This is a genomic window from Spongiivirga citrea, assembly GCF_010671565.1.
Taxonomy (GTDB): Bacteria; Bacteroidota; Bacteroidia; order Flavobacteriales; family Flavobacteriaceae; genus Spongiivirga; species Spongiivirga citrea.
On the sequence record NZ_JAABOQ010000007.1, the window covers coordinates 186,257 to 208,990 of the forward strand.

Annotated in this window: 21 protein-coding genes; 12 read left to right on the top strand and 9 right to left on the bottom strand. The window is 36.5% G+C overall.

From position 1 onward, the window contains the following. Positions 1 to 2: 2 nt before the first annotated feature. Positions 3 to 284, top strand: a complete 282-nt coding sequence (locus GWK10_RS16650; protein ID WP_164033532.1) for a DUF427 domain-containing protein — start codon at positions 3 to 5, stop codon at positions 282 to 284. A 61-nt stretch (positions 285 to 345) separates the two neighbouring features. On the opposite strand, the gene GWK10_RS16655 is transcribed toward GWK10_RS16650, so the two are convergent. Together GWK10_RS16655 and GWK10_RS16660 are read right to left on the bottom strand one after the other, a co-directional pair. Next, positions 346 to 642 (bottom strand): isoamylase early set domain-containing protein, encoded by a 297-nt coding sequence (locus GWK10_RS16655; RefSeq protein WP_164033533.1) that lies wholly within the window; start codon positions 640 to 642, stop codon positions 346 to 348. Between the two features lie 160 nt (positions 643 to 802). Further along, positions 803 to 1,861 (bottom strand): aminotransferase class V-fold PLP-dependent enzyme, encoded by a 1,059-nt coding sequence (locus GWK10_RS16660; RefSeq protein WP_164033534.1) that lies wholly within the window; start codon positions 1,859 to 1,861, stop codon positions 803 to 805. Between the two features lie 44 nt (positions 1,862 to 1,905). On the opposite strand from GWK10_RS16660, the gene GWK10_RS16665 reads away from it, so the two are divergent. The 5 genes from GWK10_RS16665 to GWK10_RS16685 all read left to right on the top strand — a co-directional run bounded on the left by GWK10_RS16665 (position 1,906) and on the right by GWK10_RS16685 (position 4,781). Next, positions 1,906 to 2,313: a 2TM domain-containing protein gene (locus GWK10_RS16665; RefSeq protein WP_164033535.1), complete on the top strand. Its 408-nt coding sequence runs from the start codon at positions 1,906 to 1,908 to the stop codon at positions 2,311 to 2,313. Further along, positions 2,310 to 2,792 (top strand): dihydrofolate reductase, encoded by a 483-nt coding sequence (locus GWK10_RS16670; RefSeq protein WP_164033536.1) that lies wholly within the window; start codon positions 2,310 to 2,312, stop codon positions 2,790 to 2,792. Before GWK10_RS16665 ends, GWK10_RS16670 begins: the two co-directional genes overlap by 4 nt. 35 nt (positions 2,793 to 2,827) lie before the next feature. Next, positions 2,828 to 3,721, top strand: coding sequence for an ACP S-malonyltransferase (gene fabD / locus GWK10_RS16675; protein ID WP_164033537.1), 894 nt, complete (start codon positions 2,828 to 2,830; stop codon positions 3,719 to 3,721). A 21-nt stretch (positions 3,722 to 3,742) separates the two neighbouring features. Further along, on the top strand, positions 3,743 to 4,243 hold the full coding sequence (gene lspA / locus GWK10_RS16680; protein WP_204263160.1) for a signal peptidase II: 501 nt from the start codon (positions 3,743 to 3,745) through the stop codon (positions 4,241 to 4,243). A gap of 151 nt (positions 4,244 to 4,394) precedes the next feature. Further along, the gene (locus tag GWK10_RS16685; protein WP_164033538.1) at positions 4,395 to 4,781 is read left to right on the top strand and encodes a pyruvate kinase; all 387 of its coding nucleotides are present in this window, start codon (positions 4,395 to 4,397) and stop codon (positions 4,779 to 4,781) included. A gap of 9 nt (positions 4,782 to 4,790) precedes the next feature. Here the strand turns inward: GWK10_RS16685 and GWK10_RS16690 are convergent, their stop codons facing one another. The 4 genes from GWK10_RS16690 to GWK10_RS16705 all read right to left on the bottom strand — a co-directional run bounded on the left by GWK10_RS16690 (position 4,791) and on the right by GWK10_RS16705 (position 11,699). Further along, positions 4,791 to 8,063 carry a S41 family peptidase gene (locus GWK10_RS16690; protein WP_164033539.1) on the bottom strand — a complete coding sequence of 1,091 codons (3,273 nt, stop codon included), beginning with the start codon at positions 8,061 to 8,063 and terminating at the stop codon, positions 4,791 to 4,793. A 124-nt stretch (positions 8,064 to 8,187) separates the two neighbouring features. Beyond that, positions 8,188 to 9,462 carry a metal-dependent hydrolase family protein gene (locus GWK10_RS16695; protein ID WP_164033540.1) on the bottom strand — a complete coding sequence of 425 codons (1,275 nt, stop codon included), beginning with the start codon at positions 9,460 to 9,462 and terminating at the stop codon, positions 8,188 to 8,190. Between the two features lie 70 nt (positions 9,463 to 9,532). Continuing rightward, positions 9,533 to 10,558 (bottom strand): UDP-glucose 4-epimerase GalE, encoded by a 1,026-nt coding sequence (gene galE, locus GWK10_RS16700; protein WP_164033541.1) that lies wholly within the window; start codon positions 10,556 to 10,558, stop codon positions 9,533 to 9,535. Positions 10,559 to 10,565: 7 nt separating this feature from the next. Further along, positions 10,566 to 11,699, bottom strand: a complete 1,134-nt coding sequence (locus tag GWK10_RS16705) for a DegT/DnrJ/EryC1/StrS family aminotransferase (protein ID WP_164033542.1) — start codon at positions 11,697 to 11,699, stop codon at positions 10,566 to 10,568. A 59-nt stretch (positions 11,700 to 11,758) separates the two neighbouring features. Here GWK10_RS16705 and GWK10_RS16710 point away from each other — a divergent pair, with 59 nt between their 5' ends. From GWK10_RS16710 to GWK10_RS16720, 3 genes are all read left to right on the top strand, one after another. After that, positions 11,759 to 13,000, top strand: a complete 1,242-nt coding sequence (locus GWK10_RS16710; RefSeq protein ID WP_164033543.1) for a 3-deoxy-D-manno-octulosonic acid transferase — start codon at positions 11,759 to 11,761, stop codon at positions 12,998 to 13,000. A 105-nt stretch (positions 13,001 to 13,105) separates the two neighbouring features. Continuing rightward, complete coding sequence (locus GWK10_RS18310; RefSeq protein ID WP_204263161.1) at positions 13,106 to 13,468, top strand: hypothetical protein; 363 nt, start codon at positions 13,106 to 13,108, stop codon at positions 13,466 to 13,468. A 146-nt stretch (positions 13,469 to 13,614) separates the two neighbouring features. After that, positions 13,615 to 15,576 (top strand): tetratricopeptide repeat-containing sensor histidine kinase, encoded by a 1,962-nt coding sequence (locus GWK10_RS16720; RefSeq protein WP_164033544.1) that lies wholly within the window; start codon positions 13,615 to 13,617, stop codon positions 15,574 to 15,576. A 1-nt stretch (position 15,577) separates the two neighbouring features. On the opposite strand, the gene pdeM is transcribed toward GWK10_RS16720, so the two are convergent. After that, positions 15,578 to 16,207 carry a ligase-associated DNA damage response endonuclease PdeM gene (gene pdeM / locus GWK10_RS16725; protein ID WP_164033545.1) on the bottom strand — a complete coding sequence of 210 codons (630 nt, stop codon included), beginning with the start codon at positions 16,205 to 16,207 and terminating at the stop codon, positions 15,578 to 15,580. Positions 16,208 to 16,373: 166 nt separating this feature from the next. Between pdeM and GWK10_RS16730 the strand changes: the two genes are divergently transcribed. From GWK10_RS16730 to GWK10_RS16740, 3 genes are all read left to right on the top strand, one after another. Continuing rightward, positions 16,374 to 17,015, top strand: coding sequence for a DMP19 family protein (locus GWK10_RS16730; protein WP_164033546.1), 642 nt, complete (start codon positions 16,374 to 16,376; stop codon positions 17,013 to 17,015). Between the two features lie 171 nt (positions 17,016 to 17,186). Beyond that, on the top strand, positions 17,187 to 17,705 hold the full coding sequence (locus GWK10_RS16735; RefSeq protein ID WP_164033547.1) for a GNAT family N-acetyltransferase: 519 nt from the start codon (positions 17,187 to 17,189) through the stop codon (positions 17,703 to 17,705). A gap of 47 nt (positions 17,706 to 17,752) precedes the next feature. Beyond that, the gene (locus tag GWK10_RS16740; protein ID WP_164033548.1) at positions 17,753 to 18,589 is read left to right on the top strand and encodes a DUF4886 domain-containing protein; all 837 of its coding nucleotides are present in this window, start codon (positions 17,753 to 17,755) and stop codon (positions 18,587 to 18,589) included. Between the two features lie 71 nt (positions 18,590 to 18,660). Here the strand turns inward: GWK10_RS16740 and GWK10_RS16745 are convergent, their stop codons facing one another. Both GWK10_RS16745 and GWK10_RS16750 read right to left on the bottom strand, forming a co-directional pair. Continuing rightward, positions 18,661 to 21,126 (bottom strand): ligase-associated DNA damage response DEXH box helicase, encoded by a 2,466-nt coding sequence (locus GWK10_RS16745; RefSeq protein WP_164033549.1) that lies wholly within the window; start codon positions 21,124 to 21,126, stop codon positions 18,661 to 18,663. Continuing rightward, positions 21,126 to 22,727, bottom strand: a complete 1,602-nt coding sequence (locus GWK10_RS16750; protein ID WP_164033574.1) for an ATP-dependent DNA ligase — start codon at positions 22,725 to 22,727, stop codon at positions 21,126 to 21,128. The genes GWK10_RS16745 and GWK10_RS16750 overlap by 1 nt, the downstream gene beginning before the upstream one ends. Positions 22,728 to 22,734: the final 7 nt, after the last annotated feature.

A 22,734-nucleotide genomic window follows, 5' to 3' on the forward strand; every position in this document is an offset into this window, starting at 1 on the left:
CTATGAAAGCAATTTGGAATGATACAGTAATAGCAGAAAGTAATGAGACGGTTGTAGTAGAGAACAATCATTACTTCCCACATGACTCGATTAAAAAAGAGTTTTATAAATCATCGAATACGCATAGCGTCTGCCCATGGAAAGGACAGGCACATTATTACTCTTTGGAGGTAAATGGTAAAGAAAATACAGACGCTGCTTGGTTTTATCCTGAAGTAAGCGAGCTTGCTAAAGGCATAAAAAATTATGTTGCATTCTGGAAGGGTGTCCAAGTTGTTGAATAGAAAAAAGAACAAAGAGAAAAGAAAATAGACTGTCTTTTCTCCTTGTTCTATGTTCTAAAAATTAAAGTTCTAAAACTCCATTTTCGGCACCAGCATAATCATTCCACTGAAAACGATCAGCTTGATCGTCATTTACATAAGTCCCATCTACCACATAACGAAATTCGTATGCTACATCTTTAGCAAGATTGATGATTCCTTTAAATGTTCCGTTTTTTAATTTTCGAAGTGAAGCAGAACTAGTGTCCCAGTTATTAAAATCACCTACAACTGAAACTTTAGATGCTTCTTTTGCAGGTACAGTAAAAGTAACTTTACAAACTGGTTTCGATTTTAAATATTGCTTTGAAATTGCCATAATTTGAGGTTTTAATGATTGAATTATAGTGTAAACTAACTCAATTAAATTGGGGCAACCAATTATGGATTAAAGAATTATGAGTTTGATAATACAGGCGTTACAAAAAAGCAATATCTAAATTTGAGCTATGAAAAAATAACAGTTTCTCAATCTTGTGTTATAAAAAAGAACACAATCTATCAACATCTTCTTCGGTATTATAGTAATGAAAACTTATACGAACCTTATCTTCCCATAGTGCCGTTAAAATCCCATTTTCTTCTAATTTGGAATGTAATTTTGCTCCGCCTTCAAGTAAAAAAATACTGCTGTGTTTTCTTCTCTTAGAAACGAAATCCTGAAGCGCTCCTTTTTCCAATAGTCTTTCTTTAGCTATGTTTGAAACTTGATTGATTTGTTCTTCAACATTTTGACTAGTTAGTTTTTTTATCGCAAACTGTAGGCTACCAAAGTTCAGCGTATCTAAATGACCAGGTTGGTTATAGAATTGTAATAAACTTTCATGTTGTTTATACGTCTCGCTCATTCTGTCGTTATTATGTAAAGACAATAAATCTATCGCCTTTTCACTGTATAACATAAATCCGTTACCATAGCCGGCTAAAAGCCATTTATAACCACTCGCACCTAATATATCGATACCAGAGTCATCAAAACTAAAAGATTCCGTTCCGCAAAACTGGGTCCCATCGGCAAAAATCAAGAGGTTTGGATATTGTTTTTTTAGGTTACGTATAAATTCAAGATCAATCTTCAATCCGGTTTTATAATGAACAACACCAACAGCCAATATATCAGGTTGTTCCTTTTCTACTGTCTGGGCAATTTTCTCTTCTATATCTTCACTAAGTTGAATATAGGAAACCTCAAAATTACGAGCTTCAATGGCATTATTAATAGACGGATAGTCATCCGCAATCATCAATACTTTCTTGGGTGTTCTTACACGATCAAGCAGGATATTAAATCCGATTGAAAAATTAGGTGTTAATGCAACTTGATCCCAGGCACAGTTAAAAAACCCTCCTAGGTCTTTTCGAACACTGATTAAAAAATCTTCTTGGTTTTTACGGTACTCACTTCCTTCATTTAAAAACCATTCATCATGTTCACTTCGCCATTTTTTAAGCGATCTACTAAGCAGTCCAGAGCGTGCGGTATTCAAGTAAGTAGTGTTATTTAAAATGGGAAAATCTTCTTTTGGATCAAGAAACATACTAGTATGAAATTGTGTAATTTTATGCGAAACTAAAGTACGAGATGTTTTCTAAAACTGATGACAAATCAACAGTAGATCCTGATCAACAAGCACTTTTTGAGCACGCCCAATTACGCATCAACCAAAAAAAGCGCTTGAATCTACACTTTGTCCTTTTTCTTGTAGGTTGTGTTTTTCTAATTGTTCTCAATGTCGTTCTAGGATATGGTAGTGAATTTACACCATTCAATACGCCTTGGTTCGTTTGGGCAATCTTAATATGGGCATTTTTGTTTTTAGTGCATGCCTTAAATGTTTTGTTTTCTCAAAAATTTATGGGAAAACAGTGGGAAGAAAAACAACGTACTAAACTGGTTGAAAAACAAAAAAAGAAAATTGCTCAACTTCAAGAGCAAGTTGAAAAAGAATTCCCTCCTCCTTTTGAAGCGGGATTAAAAAAAAAAGAATGATCACAATGATAGCGGCAGCGGCCGAGAATAATGCATTAGGTAAAGACAATGATCTTGTTTGGCATTTACCCAATGATTTTAAGCGTTTTAAACAACTAACTACTGGACATTTTATTATCATGGGACGCAAGACTTTTGAGTCTTTCCCAAAATTACTACCTAATAGAACACACGTTATTATTACACGTCAAAAAGACTATCAACCAGAAAACACCATTGTAGTTAACTCTTTAGAGAAAGCACTTGAAGTTTCAAAAGAAGATAAACAACCTTTTATTATTGGTGGTGGAGAGATTTATAAATTGGGATTAGATGTTGCTGATGCCATTGAGCTTACACGAGTTCATGGCACCGTGGAAGCCGATACCTTTTTTCCAGAAATAGATGAATCAAAATGGGATTTGGTTAAAGAAGAATTTCACCCAAAAGACGAACGGCACGATTTTGATTTTAGCTATTTAACGTATCACCGCAAATAATCTTTATTTTTGCCTACTAAACAATATTAAACCTAATGAACGCATATATTTTTCCAGGACAAGGGGCGCAATTTACAGGAATGGGACTCGATCTTTACGAAAAGTCTCACGAAGCGCAAGCCTTATTCGAGCAAGCAAATGATATACTTGGATTTCATATTACCGATATCATGTTTGAAGGTGAAGCTGACGCATTAAAGCAAACAAAAGTTACGCAGCCTGCTATATTTTTGCATTCAGTAATCTTGGCAAAGACCTTAGGCGACTCATTCAAACCAGATATGGTTGCAGGTCATTCATTAGGAGAATTATCGGCCTTGGTCGCCAATAACACCTTGACTTTTGAAGATGGTTTAAAACTAGTTTCTAAACGAGCACTAGCCATGCAAAAAGCATGTGAATTACAGCCAAGTACGATGGCCGCCGTTTTAGGTCTGGATGATGATGTTGTTGAAAAAATATGTGCAGTTACTCCGGGAATCGTGGTAGCAGCTAACTACAATTGCCCAGGGCAACTAGTTATTTCTGGTGAGGTTGATGCAATTAATAATGCATGTGAAGCTTTAAAAGAAGAAGGCGCAAGACGCGCTTTGGTTTTACCTGTAGGAGGTGCATTCCATAGTCCACTAATGGAACCTGCGCGCGAGGAATTGGCAGCAGCAATAGAAGAAACTGTATTTAGTGAACCTACTTGTCCGATATATCAAAATGTATCCACCACTGCAATTACGAGTGCCGATGAAATCAAAGCGAATCTTATGGCACAATTAACCGCTCCTGTAAAGTGGACACAGTCCGTTAAAAACATGATTGCCGATGGTGCTACTCATTTTACAGAAGTCGGCCCAGGAAAAGTGCTACAAGGACTAGTTCGCAAAATCAATCGCGATGCACAAACGGCATCTGCTGTTTTTGAAGCAGAAAGTTAGTATCTATAAACATCACTTTAATTGACTATCAAAAAATATAGAATTCCATTTATTTTATTGCTGGTGTTTTTGAATATTGGTTGCGACCAAGTTTCAAAAATCATCGTTCGCGACAATATTGATAAAAATGCCAACATTGAATTGATTGGTGATTATTTTGTAATGACCAATGTGTATAATTATGGCGCATTTTTAGGTATGGGCTCTGAAATGTCTCCTGTCCTAAAATATATTTTCCTATTGATCTTGCCATCTATTGTGCTTATTCTAGTTTTTAGACATCTTTTAGTAAAAAAAGACCTATCCATGACAGCAGTTATAGGACTTGCCTTTTTGCTTGGAGGTGGTATCGGAAACATTTACGACCGTCTTATGCATAAAAGAGTCATTGATTTTTTCCACATAGATCTTGGCGGTGTTTTTAAAACAGGCATTTTTAATATGGCCGATGTTTCCGTTATGGTGGGAATGGGGTTTGTGCTATATAGTTCGATTATTAAGAAGCAGAGCCTGGGACTTTGATTCAGAAGACGGCACTAGTTCGATAGATAAAAGTGCCTTCTTATAAACGACAAGCATAGAAACAAAGCAACTCATGTTTTGTTAATAAATCAATTTCTACTTTTCGTTTTGAACCTAAAAATCCAATTATTTTAGCAAGCTTTTAAAGTATATGCGAGAACTTGTTGTTGGTGATAAAATGTATAATGTAAGTCGAGATGGTTTTGCCGATTTCGCACGTTATACTTTTTCCGAAGTAGTTAGACTAACCAAGACTTTAGCCATTTTGAAAGATGGTACCCGATTATATAATAGGCCATATCCTTCTTATCTTATAGAAGATATTGGGTACAACGTTTTTAGGAAAAAAGGTGTTCATTGGCATTTAGTATCACTTAACGCCATACGCAAAGCTCAAATAGAAAATGAGAAAATAGCTGCTCACGATTGGTTTGAGGCAAAAGAGTTTAGCCTCGAAGAAAAACAACTCATTTATCGAAGTTTCGTAAAAAATGATAACCTTGAAAACCTACAAGGTCAGCAAGACCTTGCAGGTTAGAATTCAATCTTAATTTTTCTTAACTGGTGTTGAAAAAGGTGGTGGACTTACTTTAATCTCACCCTGCTCTTGCAATAATCTCAGCGCTTCTTTAACAGCCCTTTCTAGTTGTGGGTCGCGATCCTCAGCAAGTGATTTTGCATCTTGACGCACTGCAATATCGGGGGTCACACCTTCATTTTCTGCAATCCATTTATTGTTTATAGGATCAAATACTGCATTATCAGGAGCAGTAAGGGCTCCACCATCAACTAAACCATAATGCACAGACGATTTTACCAATCCGCCCCAAGTCGTTGAGCCAATTAACGGGCCAGCTTTTTGTTGTCTAAATACCCATGGAAAGAAGTCTCCTCCCGATCCTGCCATCTCATTAATCAATAATACTTTTGGTCCTAAAATTCCTGCGGGAAGTCGCATTGATTTCGGATTTGGAACTTCATTAGTTAAAGCAGCTCTCAAACTTCGCGTCATCAAATCTACCATATAATCATCTAACAAGCCGCCACCGTTAAAGCGTTCGTCAATAATGGCACCTTGTTTATCTTGTTGCGCAAAATAGTACCTATTGAATGATACAAAGCCTGGTGTACTGGTATTTGGCACCCACACATAAGCTAATTTCCCATTAGATAGTTTATCCACTAATCGTCGGTTATCTTCTACCCAGGCGCGTTGTCGCAATGCATTTTCACTTCGAATTGGCTCTACAATAATTTTTCGAGATCCTTCAAAACTTGGTTTTGAATTCACATGTAAGGTCGTCTGAACACCCATTGTACCATCGAATAACTTATAAGGATTCTCCGATCCTTTTAATTCAACTCCGTTTACTCCTACAATATAAGTTCCCGCAGTTACTTTAAGTTCCGGTCGATCTAATGGACTAGATAATCCTGGATTCCAGCTCTCCGTTGTAAAAATTCTTTTAACTCTCCAGTAACCATTTTCTTCTACCAAATCCGCACCTAGTAAGCCCACATAAGATCGTTCAGTATCCGGATAATCTCCACCAAACACAAAACTATGACCTACCGAAAGCTCACCATTCATTTGATCTAATACATAGGTTAAATCAGCTCTATGTTTTACAAATGGGATTAATGGAGCATAACGTTCGTGAACTAAGTTCCAATCACGACCATGCATATTAGGATCATAAAAATAATCACGCTCATAGCGCCAAGCGTCCTCAAACATTTGAGCCCACTCAACGGATCTATCTAATTTAACTTTTAGGTTAACTTTAACCGATTTCCCATTTTTGCCATTAGGACCTCCAGCGTCAATTACTTTCCAACTACCATTAACCCTAGCGAGCATTTTCTTTCCATCCGCTGAAACGGAAACTCCTCCAGCACCTGAAATAAACTCTTTTGCTTCTCTTTTTTCAAGATTATATTTATGGATTGTCAAGCCTCGACTATTAGGAATTCTCTCAGCAACAAAGACAACTCCTTTAGGGCCAGAAACAGTAAAAGCATAGTTTCGTTCTGGAATCGTCAATGGAATAATTCTTCTATCAATTCCATCAAAATCTATTTTTACAAAAACATCCTTCTTCTCCTTATCTTCTTTCTTACCCGATTCCTTTTTCTTTTTGTTCTTAGGTGATTTTTTCTCTTTAGAAGGTTCTTCCTTTTTAGGAGTAGATTCTTCATCACTTTTTGGAACAAACGGAGATTTATCATCCTTTCTTAAATTCATAACATAAGCACTATACTCTGGCTGTGCTGTTATCGAACTAGTATTTGCCCAACCCGATCTAAGTGCAAGATCAGTACTTGACAAAAAGTATAAATGACGGCCGTCACGATCCCATGAAGGAGAAAAAGAATCAGCGAAATTATTGGTTAGCGAAGTACTAGTACCGCTATTCATAGACCAAACTGTAATTTGCCTAAAACTGTTCGTCGCACTTTTAGAATACGCCAACCATTTTGAATCTGGTGACCAAGTTAGTCCCATTCGGCCGCGTTCCATATTAGTATTCCCTGTATCAACGGTTTTAACGGTGCCACTTGCAATAGTTAATACACGAACTCGAACATCATCATCAACAAAAGCAATGTGTTTTCCATCCGGCGACCAAGCTGGGCTCCAACCTAGTTTCGACTCTCCTATTGAAATGCTCTTAGGCTTTGATAGTCCATCTTGATCTGCAATCATCAAAGAATACGCTTTTCCTCCAGCATCCGAGAACCATGCAACCTTATCTCCTTTTGGAGACCATATTGGTGATCTATCGGCCGCATTATTACTTTTGGTAAGATTTCGCACATCTCCAAACTCCACTGGCACCGTAAAAATCTCCCCTCGCGATTCCATAATAGCTCGTTTACCTGTTGCCGAAATTGAAACAGAACGTGCTATATCGGAGACATCCTCCCATTTGGTTTCAGCCCACGGAAAATCTCCTTTTGCTTCTATCCAAAGTTGCTTCGTACTATTATTATTAAGATCTAAAAGATGTAAATATCCATCTCTTTCAAAAATGAGCATCTTGTCTATCCCAGCAACAGATTTAATATCCGACCCGGTATAAGTTGTAATTTGTTTTAATTCATTTGACGTGGGTTTAAAAGACCAAATATTAGCAACATAATCTCTATCTGACAAAAAGTAAATCGTATCGTCTAACCAAAGAGGTTTTATATCTGTGGTTTTTTGATTGGGAAATAATTGCTCTTCATTAGATTCAAGATCCAAAACCACCAAAGGTGTATTTTGACCACCTCTGTATGCTCTCCATTCTCCATCCCATCTACTTACACGATCTACTACAATTTGCTTGCCGTCTTTAGAAAATGAACCATCTGCACCCCATTGTTTATTGAGCAAACTTGCTGGACCTCCTTCTACTGAGACTGTCCATAATCTATTGTAACCGTTTGGCGCCGTTTCGCGTGTAGATGCGAAAAGCACATGCTTCCCATCTGGCGTCCACCCTCGAACATTTGAAGAACTTGGATGCCAAGTAAGTCTTTTTGGAGTACCTCCATCGATGGAAACAATGTATACTGAATTACCTCCAGAACGATTCGAACTAAAGGCTATCCACTTCCCATCGGGTGAAAAGGTTGGATTGCTCTCGACGGCTGGCGTACTTGTAATTCTGGTTGCTTTACCACCATTTATTGAGCTTATCCAGATATCACTTCCGTAGGTAAATACGATATTATTTTTACTAATATCTGGCTGCCTTAATAGACGCGTTCCTTGCCCATAACTGAATGATAACCCAAGTAAGCAGGAGATAATTAAAATGCCAATTTTTTTCATGTTTTTTGATTTTGATGATTAATAAATATCCCCATATACAATCTAGAAGACCGTTTAATATGGGGACAAACTTTAAGTTTATGAATCTGCAAGTGTTTTTAAACCTCGCAGGTAAGCACTATCACTACTGCTTATAAATTTTTCCGTCTTTCATTACAAAAGAGATATTCTCTAAAGTCTCAATATTTTTGGTAGGATCGTCATCACTAGCCACAATGTCCGCTAGAAAACCAGCTGACAATTGCCCTAGTTTTTCCATTTTTAAAACCTTTGCGTTTGTTAATGTAGCTGATTGTAATGCTTCCATTGCTGGCATTCCAGCCTCGACCATATAACCAAACTCTTTTCCATTTTCTCCATGAGGAAAAACACCAGCGTCAGTACCAAATGCAATTGGAACACCTTTTTTATATGCTTTTTTAAAGGTGTTTTGAATTTGGGGCCCTATCTCTAATGCTTTAGGAACAATAATCTCCGGATAAAAACCTTTGATCTTGGCTTTTTCTGCCACATACTTTCCAGCGGAAATTGTTGGCACATAATAGGAGTTTTTCTGCTTCATCAATTCCATCGTTTCGTCACTCATCAAGGTTCCGTGTTCGATGGTTTTTACGCCATTTCTTACTGCTCTTTGCATTCCTTCATCTCCATGAGCATGTGCAGCCACCTGCATTCCATACTCTCTTGCTGTTGATGTAATTGCAAGAATTTCTTCTTCAGTAAATTGCGGATTCTGTCCACTCTTCGCTACGCTTAAAACACCACCTGTTGCTGTAATTTTAATCCAATCCGCTCCGTTCTTATAGCGCTGACGGACCGCTTTTCGTGCATCGTCAACACCGTTTACCACTCCTTCTTTTGGTCCCGGATCACCCATTAACTCTTTTCTATATCCATTGGTAGGATCGGCATGACCGCCGGTTGTTCCAAGTGCTTTTTCAGCAGTTAGTACTCTTGGGCCTCTAACTTTTCCTCTAGCAATAGCTTTTTTAAGTGAAACGTTTACACCACTTCCACCAAGATCACGTACTGTTGTGAATCCAGCCATTAAGGTTCTTTCTGCTATTTCTGCCGCATTGTATGCCACATCAGCATCATTTAAAGTAAATGGCTCTAAATATTTGTTGGGTCCTGTCTCCCCTTCAATATGAATATGCATATCAATAAAACCAGGCATTACAGTTTTCTTTTTTAAATCGACTAATTGGATGTTTTTAGATCGTGGATTTAAATATCCTTTTTTCACATCAACAATCATGTTGCCTTCAACAATAATGGTTTGTTCTTTTAAAACTTTTCCATTTTTTACGTCAATTAATTTTCCGCAATGCAAATAACTTTGTTGTGCATTAGAGATGGTCATCATAAATAATGACAACCCAAGAAGTAACATTCTCATGCTTTTGGTTTTAGATTATTGGTTAATTGGTTTAAGTCTAAGACTTAAAATTTACTATATAGGTTACAAACTAGTTCTTATTTCTTACTTTTTTTTCCCATTTCCAAGCAGACTCCATGGCGTCATCTAAGGTGGATTCTGCTTTCCAACCTAACTCATTATTTGCCTTATGTGTATCAGCATAAGCAGCGACAACATCACCTTCTCTTCTCCCGACGATCTTATATTTTAGTGAGTCTCCCGAAACTTTTTCAAAAGAATTGATTACTTCTAATACAGTACTACCAGTTCCGGTACCTACATTAAAAACTTCGTAATTCGACTTGTTTTTACCTTCAAGAATACGTTGAAGCGCCACTACATGTGCTTTCGCTAGGTCTACAACATGAATATAATCACGTATAGCGGTTCCATCTCTAGTGTCGTAATCATTACCATAAACGGCCAATTGCTCTCTCAATCCTATTCCGGTTTGCGTAATAAATGGCACTAAATTAGCAGGAACTCCTAGCGGTAACTCTCCAATATTAGCACTTGCATGCGCGCCAATCGGATTAAAATAACGCAATGCAATTGCATTTAAGCTTGGTGTTACTTTGCAGGTTTCAGAAATAATTTCTTCTCCTATTTGTTTGGTATTTCCATAAGGCGATTCAGCTGGTTTAACTGGTGCATCTTCAGTAATTGGTAGTTCGTCAGCCTGACCATACACTGTGCAAGACGAACTAAAAATGAAATTAGATGTATCTCTTTTTTGAAGTTCCTGAAGTATATAGACCAATGTTGTTATGTTATTCTCGTAATATAATAAAGGGTTTTCAACGCTTTCCCCTACAGCTTTGCTAGCTGCAAAATGAATAATTCCTTCAATATCTTGATATCTTGAGAAAAAATCAATCACTTTTGATTTATCCCGAAGATCTAGTTTTTCAAAAGCTGGTGTTTTACCGGAGATTTTGGTAATGCCTTCTAAAACATCTTCTGAAGAGTTTGAACAGTTATCGATAATTACAACATCGAACCCAACTGCTTGAAGTTCTACGACAGTATGAGAACCAATAAAACCAAGTCCTCCTGTTACAAGAATTTTTGCCATTATGTGATTAGTTATTTATAAAATTTAGTATGGTGTTAGTGATGAAATCAATTTGTTCATCATCTAACTCCGTATGCATTGGGAGAGAAATTACTTCTTTTACTAATTGATTGGTGATCTTAAAATCAGCTTCATTGTATCGTGAGTCCGCATATGCTTTTTGCGAATGTAAAGGTACAGGGTAATAAACACCACACGGAATTCCTTTTTCATTTAAATGCTGAACCAGAGCATCACGATCAACATCTTTTAATCGCAACGTATACTGATGAAATACATGGCAATCGCAATTTTCACAAATAAAAGGTGTGATTATCTTATCGCTATCAGCAAAGGCAGCTGTGTATTTTCTGGCCGCATCTTGTCTTCCTTTATTGTAATCATCTAACTTTGGAAGTTTGGCTCGTAAAACGGCTGCCTGAATTGAATCTAATCTTGAATTTACCCCCACGACATCGTGATAATAACGAGTATACATCCCATGATTTACGATTCCTCTTATGGTATGTGCTAATTTATCATCATTAGTAAAAATAGCACCACCATCGCCATAGCAACCTAAATTTTTAGATGGAAAAAATGAGGTAGCGCCAACATGACCTATCGTACCAGCTTTCTTTTTCGAACCATCTTTATAGGTATAATCGGCTCCAATGCCTTGCGCCGTATCTTCAATTACATACAAGTTATGTTTTTCAGCAATTTCCATAATGGCTTCCATATTGACTACCTGACCAAATAAATGTACAGGCACAATTGCCTTTGTCTTTGGTGTTATGGCATTTTCTAGTGCTTCTAGGTCGATATTGAAATTAACAGGGTCGACATCTACCAATACAGGAGTTAATTTTAAAAGTGCTATAACTTCTACTGTAGCTGCAAATGTAAAATCGGCTGTAATTACTTCATCACCTTGTTCTAAATCCAGACCCATCATCGCAATTTGCAGGGCGTCGGTTCCGTTTGCACAGGGTATTACGTGCTTGACATTAAGATAATCCTCTAGCTCTTTCTGAAACGCATGAACCTCGGGTCCGTTAATAAATGCCGCCGAATTTATCACCTCCATAATTGAGGCATCAACTCGTTCTTTTATATCTTGATATTGGCCTTGAAGATCGACCATTTGAATTTTTCGCATGTCACGAAATTACGAAATAAACATAAAGAAACGTATGTTTGTATGAAACAAACTAAGGCTTGTATTTACTTTACAACATCCTGATTTTTATCGCTGGCGGACTGCTAAAATTGGTGGCTTTGTTCAATCCAAAAATCAAATTATTTGTCGAAGGAAGAAAGCAAGTTTTTGATAATATTTCAACCAAAATTAAGCCCGCCGATTCTGTAATCTGGTTTCATTGTGCTTCTTTAGGTGAATTTGAACAAGGCTTACCTCTAATTGAAGCTCTTAAGGCAGATTATCCTACTCATAAAATAGTGGTTTCTTTTTTTAGTCCTTCCGGATACGAGGTTAAAAAAAATAGCAAGGTTGCAGATGTCATAACCTACCTTCCGCTAGATAGCGAGAAGAATGCCAAACGCTTTTTGAATGTCGTTCATCCAGACTTGGCTGTTTTTGTAAAGTATGAGTTTTGGCCTAACATGCTAAAGGAATTAAAAAAGAGGTCGATAAAAACTATTTCAATTTCAACCATATTTAGGAAAAATCAAGCCTTTTTTAAATGGTATGGCAGCTGGATGCGAAAATCATTAGACACTTTTAATCACTTTTTTGTTCAAAATGATCTTTCCAAACAGCTCTTAACCTCAATTGGATATGATAATAGCACCATAAACGGAGACACCCGTTTTGATCGTGTTGCCAAAATATTGGAACAAGACAATACACTTGATTTTGTTGAGAGTTTTAAAAATGATCTTCCTTGCATTGTGGCGGGCAGCACTTGGCCAGAAGATGAAACTTTACTCGTTAATTATATTAATGGTATTGGTGGTGAAGGCTTAAAATTTATCATCGCACCGCATACGATGAAACCAAAGAATATTAATCAACTAAAAAAATCAATCACTAAAAAAGTAGGTTTATATTCCGAAAAAGATCAACTAGACTTAAAAACACTAGATGTATTGATAATTGATACCATAGGCCTACTTACTAAAATTTATAGCTATGCTAATATTGCTTATGTGGGTGGCGGAATGAGAACCAGTGGTTTACACAACACTTTAGAACCGGCCACTTTCGGAATTCCCATTATTATAGGAAAAAACTATGGCAAGTTTCAGGAGGTTTTAGATTTAGTAAAACTGAATGGAATTACGGTTATATCCGATCAATCTTCATTTAATAATGCATTAAACACGCTTACTATTTTTGACGAACAATACCAGCAAAAATCGCTAATCACTAAAAACTACGTTCAAAAAAACAAGGGGGCAGTCATCCAAATAGCAGATTACGCTCGTACTTTACTGTAAATCATCGATTAAATTGACATTTTAACTTTCTCGCATATTTTTAAATGACAAAAAAGAGAAGGTTTAATAATATTGATGAAATAACAATTAACAAAACTTAGTAAGATGAAAAAACTAGTAATGTGTGCTGTTTTAGTGGCGGCAATTGGTTTAAGCGTAACTTCTTGTAGAGAAACGAAAAAGAAAGCTGAAGACGTAGTAGATGGTACAGAGCAAGTAATTGAAGAAGGTACTGAAAAAGCTGAGGAGCTTGCAAACAAAGCCGGAGAGACTTTAGAAGATGCGAAAGAAGCAACCACTGACGCAATTGAGGAATTGAAAGAAGGTGCTGAAAAAGTGGAAGGTGAAGTTAAAGAAGCTGCCGAAAACTTAAAAGAGGGTGCTGAAAAAACAAAAGATGCTGTGAAAAAAACAGGCACAGAACTTAAGAACGCCGCTGAAGACATTAAGAACGAAGTGAAGCAGTAAGAGGAACCTCCTAACAAAATTAAGCCTCAGATAGATTACTATCTGAGGCTTTTTCTATGACTTAAGCTATCAAAATCTCATTTGAGTGGCTCGGAAATTTAGTATATTTACCCTCCTCTGAACACTATCTGCCAACAATACTTTTTATGGCCTTTAACTTGTTTTCTATTTACAAAAGACACTTGGTTGTTTGGATTCGCCTAATGGTCATTGGGCTTCCTATATTTTTATTTTCCCTTACTATTTCTGCGCAGAATGATCCGTATAAATCATTTGTTGAAGGGTTTGTTAAAAAAAGAGATACTTCAGGTGGCACTGTTGCAAAGAAGTTTAGAGACTACCGTCGAGACACATTAAAAATGCAAATGCTTATCGAAATAAGCGCTAAAAATAATTACCTACCCGGACAAATTTATGGGCACAATGCGCTGGGCTATTATTTTAGGGATAAATCGCACTACAAACGGGCAATCGAAAATCATAAAAAAGCAATTAAACTAAGTGAAGAACTTAATAATGATTCGCAAAAAATTAGAGCTTTAAACGGAATGGGGGTTGTCTACAGGCGAATGGACGCCGTAAGATCGGCTTTAGATTACCACCAACAAGCACTTACAATTGCAGAAAAAATTGAGAATAAGTCAAACGAAATTAAATATAGTACTGCGGTATCTTTAAATAGTATTGGTAACATCTATATATCGCTAAAGCAATATGACTTGGCCGAAGCAGAGTTTTTAAAAGCCATGGTATATGAGCGCGAGCTTGATAATAAGCTGGGATTAGCGATTAACTTTCAAAACATAGGTTATTGCTATGAACAACGTCGCATTTTTGATGAGGCCTTAACAAACTATCGAAAATCGATGGGTTATAATAAGGAGATTAACTCTAAACTCGGTAAAGCCATATGTAACAACAGTATTGGCCAAGTGTATTTAAAACAGGATAATGCCGAAGAAGCACTAAAGTTAATATCTCCTACAATTGATGAGTTTAAAGAGCTAGGAGATCATTTTTATATCGCTATCGCGACCATAAACACAGGTTGGGCTTATACCGAATTAGGCGACTACACAAAAGCTGAAGAATACCTCAAAGAGGGGCTTCGAGTATCACAAAAACACGGCTTACAGACAATGACCGCAGAAGCCTATCACAGGCTATCTAGGCTAATGGAAAAACAGCAGCGTTATAACAGCGCATTGCAATACAACAAGTACTATCAGGAAGAAGAAGGCAAAGTTCTTAATGAAAATAACAGCAGATATATCTCCGATCTTCTTATAAAATATGAGAGCGATAAGCAAAAAGCTAAAATTGAATTATTAGAAAAAGAAAATGAGATTGTAAAAATCAAGCTGAGTCAAAATCAACGTATTTTTCTTTACGGTTCGCTACTTTTTTTAATGGTTGCTATATCGACCTTTTTATTATATAGACAGCGGAAGTTAGAGCATCAAAAAAGGCTGCTTACTATCGAGCAAAAGTTGCTTCGTACGCAAATGAATCCGCATTTTATTTTTAATTCTCTGCTATCTATCAAGATTTATATGCTGAATAATGATCGAGATAGCGCGGTAGAATATCTCAATAAATTCTCGAAACTAGTTCGCACTATTTTGGCCACCTCTCTTGAAAAAGAAATTAGCTTAAAAGAGGAACTAGAGACCATGAAACTTTATGTAAATATTGAAAACATACGACTTAATAATGAGGTAAATTACGAAGTGAATGTAGATAAAAACATAGCATTGGAAAACGTCAAGATACCTTCATTAACCTTACAACCTTTTATTGAAAATGCTCTTTGGCATGGACTCTCAGCAAAAGATGGTAAAAAATCATTAAAGCTTAATGTTAGTAAAGAAGAAGAGAATTTTATCGAGATTTCTATAATCGACAACGGGATAGGTCGTCAAAATACTGTCAAGATTAAAGATGGTATCGAAAATAGAAAATCGATCGGAATTAACTTGACTAAGGAACGTTTACGTAACTTCTTTAGGCACTTTAAGAATATGCATTCCTTATCAATACTCGATCTTTTTGATGATGCACAACAACCTACAGGAACAAAGGTTGTGTTGCGTATACCGATGAAATAGACTACTCAATTAAGACAACCTCTTCTGGCGTAATCACAAACACCTGATTATCATCTTCAGGCTGCACTATAAAATTACCCGTAAACTCGCCAAAAGCGGGAAAAATTAGCTGATTTGGTTTCTTTAAAAAGCAAGGTAATTTTAAGATTTGTCTAGCTTGTCCAGCAAGTTTAACTCCGGGATGTATATGCCCGCAAAAATTAAAGTAGTTTTTTCGTTCTTCAGGGTGATGCGTTAATAGAAATCTATCGATAATCAATTCTTCGTACAGCAAAAAACCAATGGCTTCAAACCGCAATGGCGAAATGATATCATGATTACCAACTATAAGCGAAAATTGGCAAGTTTGTTGTTTTACCCAATTTTCAAAATAAAACCACTCAATATTAAAAGCGGAGTGAAACAGATCACCCAAAAAGCAGGTTTTTTTTGGTTTGAATAGCTGTAATAATTCATTTAAGCGCTCAAAATTTCTAATGATGGCCTTTTTAGGCAAGGCACTTCCATACTTTCTAAAATGGGCAATTTTTCCAAAATGCACATCAGCCACCAATAGCATTTGTCGTTCGTGCCAATAGGCCGCACCTAGTTGGTGTAATGTAAAGGTATTATCGAGTATATTAATTTGCATTGGGGATAAAAATAGGGAATTTAAGCAAGTGCCATTTTATAAAACTGGCGCCGACTGCGGTCGCTCGAATAACTTATAGGTTTTACACTGTTATCCGGAAGTGTTTAATGGGATATGATTATATTTAGTGGTGATATAACGAGTTAGCTACAATGTTGAACATATAATGAACAAGAACCTACTTTTAATAATGACACTATCATCAATTTTAAGTTTTTTTAGTTGCAAACAGAAACCCCAAAAGTCCAATGAAGAAATAGAAATCGATAAGGCTTTCGAGGAATGGAATAATCGAAAAATTTATAAGGTTCTGACATCTGAAATTATAGATTCTGTCTCTGATGACATTCTTGAACAAACAATTTTTGACAATATCTACGAAATCATTGGCAACGACTATAAAAATGAGTTGGCGAATGTCGAGAAACTATCAAAAGGGCAACAATCCTTTTGGTCGACTTGGATAATTGAAGGAGAAGTGAATAATGGTGGATTTAATCAATTCTATTTCAATTCTAGCGGACAATATTGGAAAATGGCTGAAAGCGGATTCAAAGTAATAGGAGCTGAAAAATATGCTGATTTAACTCAACGAGCGAATAAAATTTATGAGGAAAATAAAGAACGATTAGCAGAGTTTGACGATGGTACGCTTGAAAGCTTTAGCGAATCTTACAAAGACAACCCTCTCAACAAACTTGATGATGAATTTTATGATTTGGGAGATATTGAAAGTATAAGGGAATTACGAATTAAATATATTCGTGAAAACAAAAAAGAATTTATAACTAAAAAAAATAGTAGCTAACAATGGCTATAAGCAATTACTTGTCCTTGCCTAATTCTGAAAATTCTGACAGATTTTCAGTTTGGTGTGTACTTGCAAAATTAACTGCTAAATCACGCAACAACTAATAGCCGAGACCGTTCTGGGTCCTACATAATAATAGTCAATCCAAAAATAATCGTAATAAAAAAAATGAACGAAATTTCATTTGGAAAAGCCAAACTGTCGGACTCTCTAAGAATATCTGTCTTACTTAAAACTGTATATGTCCAGACGTACGCAGTCGATGGCGTAACTTTTGAATTTGCCAACTTTATTACAAAAAGATTCTCCACTCAAAGTATTGAAAATATAATAGAGAAAAATCCAAGTCGATTGATTATTGCTTACCAAAATGGGAATCCAATAGGAGTTGCCGAAATAATTTATGACAGTACTTGTCCTATAAGAAAAAAGGCCGTTCCCGAATTGAGCAAATTGTATGTTTTAGAAAGATTTTATGGAAAAGGGATTGGATTCGAACTTATGAATGAAGCGGAAAAAGAAGTGCGGAAAAATGGATTCACGGAATTTAATCTGGAAGTTTATATCAACAATGCCAGAGCAATAGCTTTTTACCAAAGACAAGGCTATACCTCAATAGGCAATGTGGATTTCCCAATGGAATTTAATACTTATGAAAACTTAGTAATGAATAAACTATTGAAATAAAAAGTACAAGAGCACAAGAAAGTGTATAAAACCGTTACCCATAATTCATGAGGAAAATTATTCTTATTTCATTCTTATTACTTATCTCGAGCTGCAACTCGCAGAAAAAAACTTCGGAAGTAAGGAACATACTATTCATTGGGAACAGTCTAACCTACTTTCATAAAATGCCAGAAATGCTGCAAGGAATGACGAATGAAACTAATCCTGAAATGAATATTGAGCAGATAAGCTTTCCTGGAATGTCATTGTCTTCTCATTTAACAAACATCATTAAATCGAGAACGGAAAACGGTATTAGCACAAGAATGAAGTATGAAGGAGAACTAACAGAAACGGAAAAAAAGATCGTGGAGAAAAATTGGGATGTAATTATTCTTCAAACAGGTACCGTGGCAGTTTTAATTCCTGAAAACAGAGCATTTAAAACAATGAAAGCAATTGAGCAAATCAAATCAATGGTTACAAATCCCAACTGTGAGTTTATTTTGTTTCAAACATGGCCATCGAAAGAAGCCTACCCTAAGAAATATTGCTATTCCTCAAGATCTATCGACAAGTCTCTAGAAAAGACTGAATCTTGTTCGCCCACTATTGAAAATTTGAAACAGGAATATGAGTTGATTTCCGATTCTTATAGTATTCTTGGAAAGAAATTAAGTCTTAAAATTTCTTACAACGGTGAGAAGTTCTATCAAAATTTAAAAAATAATCCTGAACTCGAATTGTATGAAGATGATATACATCCTAACAAAAATGGTGCTTTTTTAAATGCGTGTATATTTTATGAAATGTTGACCAATCGCGATTGCAGAAAATTAGATTACAAAAGAGACCTACACCAGAACATTAGTACAACTTTAAAGAAACTTGCACATAACTGACAAAGGGTTTTTAACCCGGCATTTAGTTTGTCTCCAATTTGAGCGTTATAAAGATCAAACTTCGGTATAGATTAGTTCTTCATCAAAATAGCTGTCATTTTCCGAATACGATCCGCAAGTTTTTCGCTGCTCATTTTTTCTCGTAGTCTATCGGTAATTATAGGAAAACTTAGTGGCGTTGGTTTCTGACATTGTTTCCAAACGATTTCTTGCTTGGCGATACGCTCTAGCGCAATACGCAAACGACCTTCTTCTAATTGGTGCTCAAAAGTCTCAGTAAATGCTTGTTGAAACAAGATATTATCTGGTTCATAATCTCGAAAAACATCAAAAATAAGCTGAGAACTGCTTTGTAAGTGTTTCATTTTAATCACCTTTTTGGGATAGCCTGTAAACACTAAGCCAGAAATAACAGCTATATCTCTAAACTTTCGTCTTGCCATCTCTGTTGAATTCAGGCTCTTTTGAAGGTCGCTTAATAAATATTCAGTAGTAAAAAGATCATTATCGATAACTTGTTGGATATCGACTGGTTTATCGGATAGTAACTCAAACCCGTAATCATTAAATGCAATTGAGAATGAAATGGGATCAAGAAGACTAATACGATAAGAAAGTAAACTCCCCATAGCTTCATGTACAAACCGCCCTTCAAAGGGGTAAAAAATATGATGATGTCCTTCTTTGGTCTTAAAAGATTCTATTAAAAATTGATTCTCATTAGGAACAATACTTTCTAATCGTTGCTGATCAAAAATATGTTTCAATGCTCTTATTTCAGGAGGCTGTCTAGAAAAATCAGCATTTGCCTTATACATTTCTTCACGCAGTATTTTAGACATTTGGGACGACAAGGTTAATCGACCTCCCATCCAAGCTGGGACTTTGCTTGTTTTTTTACTGCTATTTCGAACATGCACTTGCATTTCTTTTATACGAATGAACTCCAAATTACGACCTGCAAATGTAAAGACATCTCCTCGTTCTAATTTGCTTACGAAATACTCTTCGATCATACCGATATAGCCCCCCTTTTGATATTTTACCATCAAATTAGTATCACTTACTATAGTACCTATTTGTAATCGATGCCGCATCGCTACACTTCGATTATTGATTTTAAATCTCCCATCCTCCAAGACTTCAACCTTTTTGTACTCATCATACACCTGTAATGATTGCGCGCCTAAAGTGATAAAGTTTAATAACCAATGCCATTGATCTTTGGTCAATGTTTGATAGCAAAAAGTTTGTTGAATTTCTGGTAGAATCTCATCCGGTAAAAACCCATCAGAAACTGCTAGTGTATTTAAATATTGAACCAATACATCATAGCTATTTAAATACGGCATACGATCTTCAACTACCATTTCTTTTACGGCAGTTTGCAAAGCAGAGGCTTCGATCAACTCAACTGCATGGGTAGGTAAAAAGTAGATGACACTTTCTTTTCCTGGTCGATGTCCGCTTCGGCCGGCCCGTTGTAAAAATCGCGCAATTCCCTTCGGTCCACCGATCTGAATTATGGTTTCAACTGGTGCAAAGTCCACCCCAAGATCTAGACTTGAGGTACACACAACCGCTTTTAGTGATTCATTTCTAATAGCTTGCTCGACCCAAAGTCTAGTTTCCTTATTAATGCTCCCGTGGTGCATCGCCAGTTCACCCGCAAATTCCGGATACTTTTCTAGAATTTTTTGAAACCAAATTTCGCATTGACTTCGGGTGTTGGTGAATAACAAAGTGGTTTTGCTATTATTTATAATAGGGACAACCTCATCGAGTAAACGAAGTCCAAGATGACCACGCCATGGGAAGGTTTCCATTTCTTTGGGGATAATGCTTTTTACGGTAATCTTCTTTTTGATATTTGCTCGAATCAAAACTGAATTTTCACAAGTTTCTGAAGAAGGACCTAATAATACTTGACGAGCTACCTCAAGATTACCAATGGTCGCAGAAATACCCCAAATTCGCATCTGTGGTGCTACTGTTTTTAATCGAGATAGGGCTAATTCTACTTGAACACCTCTTTTCGTTCCCAATAATTCATGCCACTCGTCAATAACAATCGCTGAGCAATCTTTAAATGTTTTATCATATCCCTTGGAAGCTAACAACAGCATTAGACTTTCGGGTGTTGTTATAAGTAGATCGGGCATGGTTCTTTTTTGAGCAGCTCGCTCTTTTTGAGAAGTATCTCCCGTACGAATGCCTACCGTCATTTGAGTTCCCAAATCCTCCGTAATACGCAATGCTGAAAGTTCAATCTCTTTTGAAAGTGCACGAAGCGGTGTAATCCAAATAGCTTTTAAGCCTTTTTTATGTTTGGTTTTATATTCAGGATTTCGTTTGATGTAATCGAGAACAATAGGAAACCAAAGTGCATAGGTTTTACCGCTGCCAGTTGGCGCATTGAGCAAACCGTTTTTACCTTGTAAAAATGCATTCCAGGTATCTCTTTGGAACTTGAAAGGTTTCCATTGTTGGGATTTAAACCAACCGTTGGCTATATCAAGTAGTTCTGTTCTTCTCACTACTCCTTATTCGGGATTAGACTTTTTAAATCTTCCAATGTATTCGCTTCTTCAATCTTTTTATCTTTTCGCCATCGTAAAATTCGAGGAAAGCGAGTAGCAATCCCACTTTTATGTCTTTTTGATAACGCAATTCCTTCAAAAGCAATTTCAAATACATGATGTGGGGTCACACTTCGTACTGGACCAAAACGCTCTAAAGTGTTTTTTTTAATCCAGGCATCAACTTCCTTGAATTCTTTATCGGTTAAACCTGAGTAGGCTTTTGCAAAAGTGACCAATTCCGTTTTATCCTGATTCCATAATCCAAAAGTATAATCAGTAAATAAATTACTTCGTCTTCCATGTCCGCGCATTGCGTAGGTCAAGACACCATCGATTGTAAGTGGATCTACTTTCCATTTCCACCAATCTCCTTTTTTGCGACCTACCAAATATGGTGACTCTTTCCGTTTCAACATTAATCCCTCAGATCTTTTTTCCCGAGATAACGCTCTTTCTTTTTCAACCTCACCCCACGAATTAAATTCCATTTTTTCTGAAAGATGTAGTGGTAAATCAGCCGATTTCACTTTGGCATACAATGCCTCTAGTTTTTCTCTGCGTTCTGAAAAAGGTCGATCTCGAATATCGACTCCGTCCCACTCTAACAAATCGTATGCTTTTAAAATTACAGGAGTTGTCTCGAGTAATTTTTTACTTACATTCTTTCTTCCAATTCTGGTCTGCAAGTCATTAAAAGTTCCAATTTGTCTATTAGGATATGGCAGTAACTCTCCATCAAGAACAGTCCCTGAAGGTAAGGTTTTTATAAAAGCAGCAAATTCTGGGTACTTATCAGTTACCAGCTCTTCACCACGACTCCAAACAAATAATTCGTCCTTTCGAACGATGACTTGCGAACGGATTCCGTCCCATTTATGCTCAACGTACCAATCGGTAACATCGCCCAAATCTTTCACTTCACTCTCTACTGCATATGCTAAATAAAACGGATAGGGTTTTGATAAATAGTCGGCTTCATTCTCCTCTAAAATGAGTTCTTGATAGCTTATTTTATTCGGATCCCAATTTCCCATCAATTTAAAAGCCAAAATGTCTTCATCTATTCCTGTTGCTTGTGACAATGCACGTGTCATTAATTTTTGACTAACACCAATACGAAAACCCCCAGTAATTAGTTTGGTGAAAACAAAACGCTGATAGTAATCTAGCTTTGACCAATTTTTAAATAAATAGTATTTCTTTTCATTTTCTTCCTGCTTTTTTAACCAGATCATCTCCTGGAGGAAATCGGTTAATGACTTTGGCGTTTCTTCAATTGCGTTTGGAACAACCAATGCAATAGTTTCCGCAAGATCACCTACAATATGGTAGCTTTCTTCGAACAACCAAAGTGGTATATTGGCAAGTTCACTAGCCCATTCTCGAAGTAACTTAGTGTTTATTGGTCTGGGTGGTCTTCTATGCGATAAAATGGCAATTGTCCATACCTTATCTTCGTCCGTAGCACTTTTAAAATAAGAAGCCAAGGCTTTTACTTTTAGATTTGTTTTATTAGTGCTGTCTAGTGTCTTGATTAAGGCTGCAAAAATGGCCATACCACCT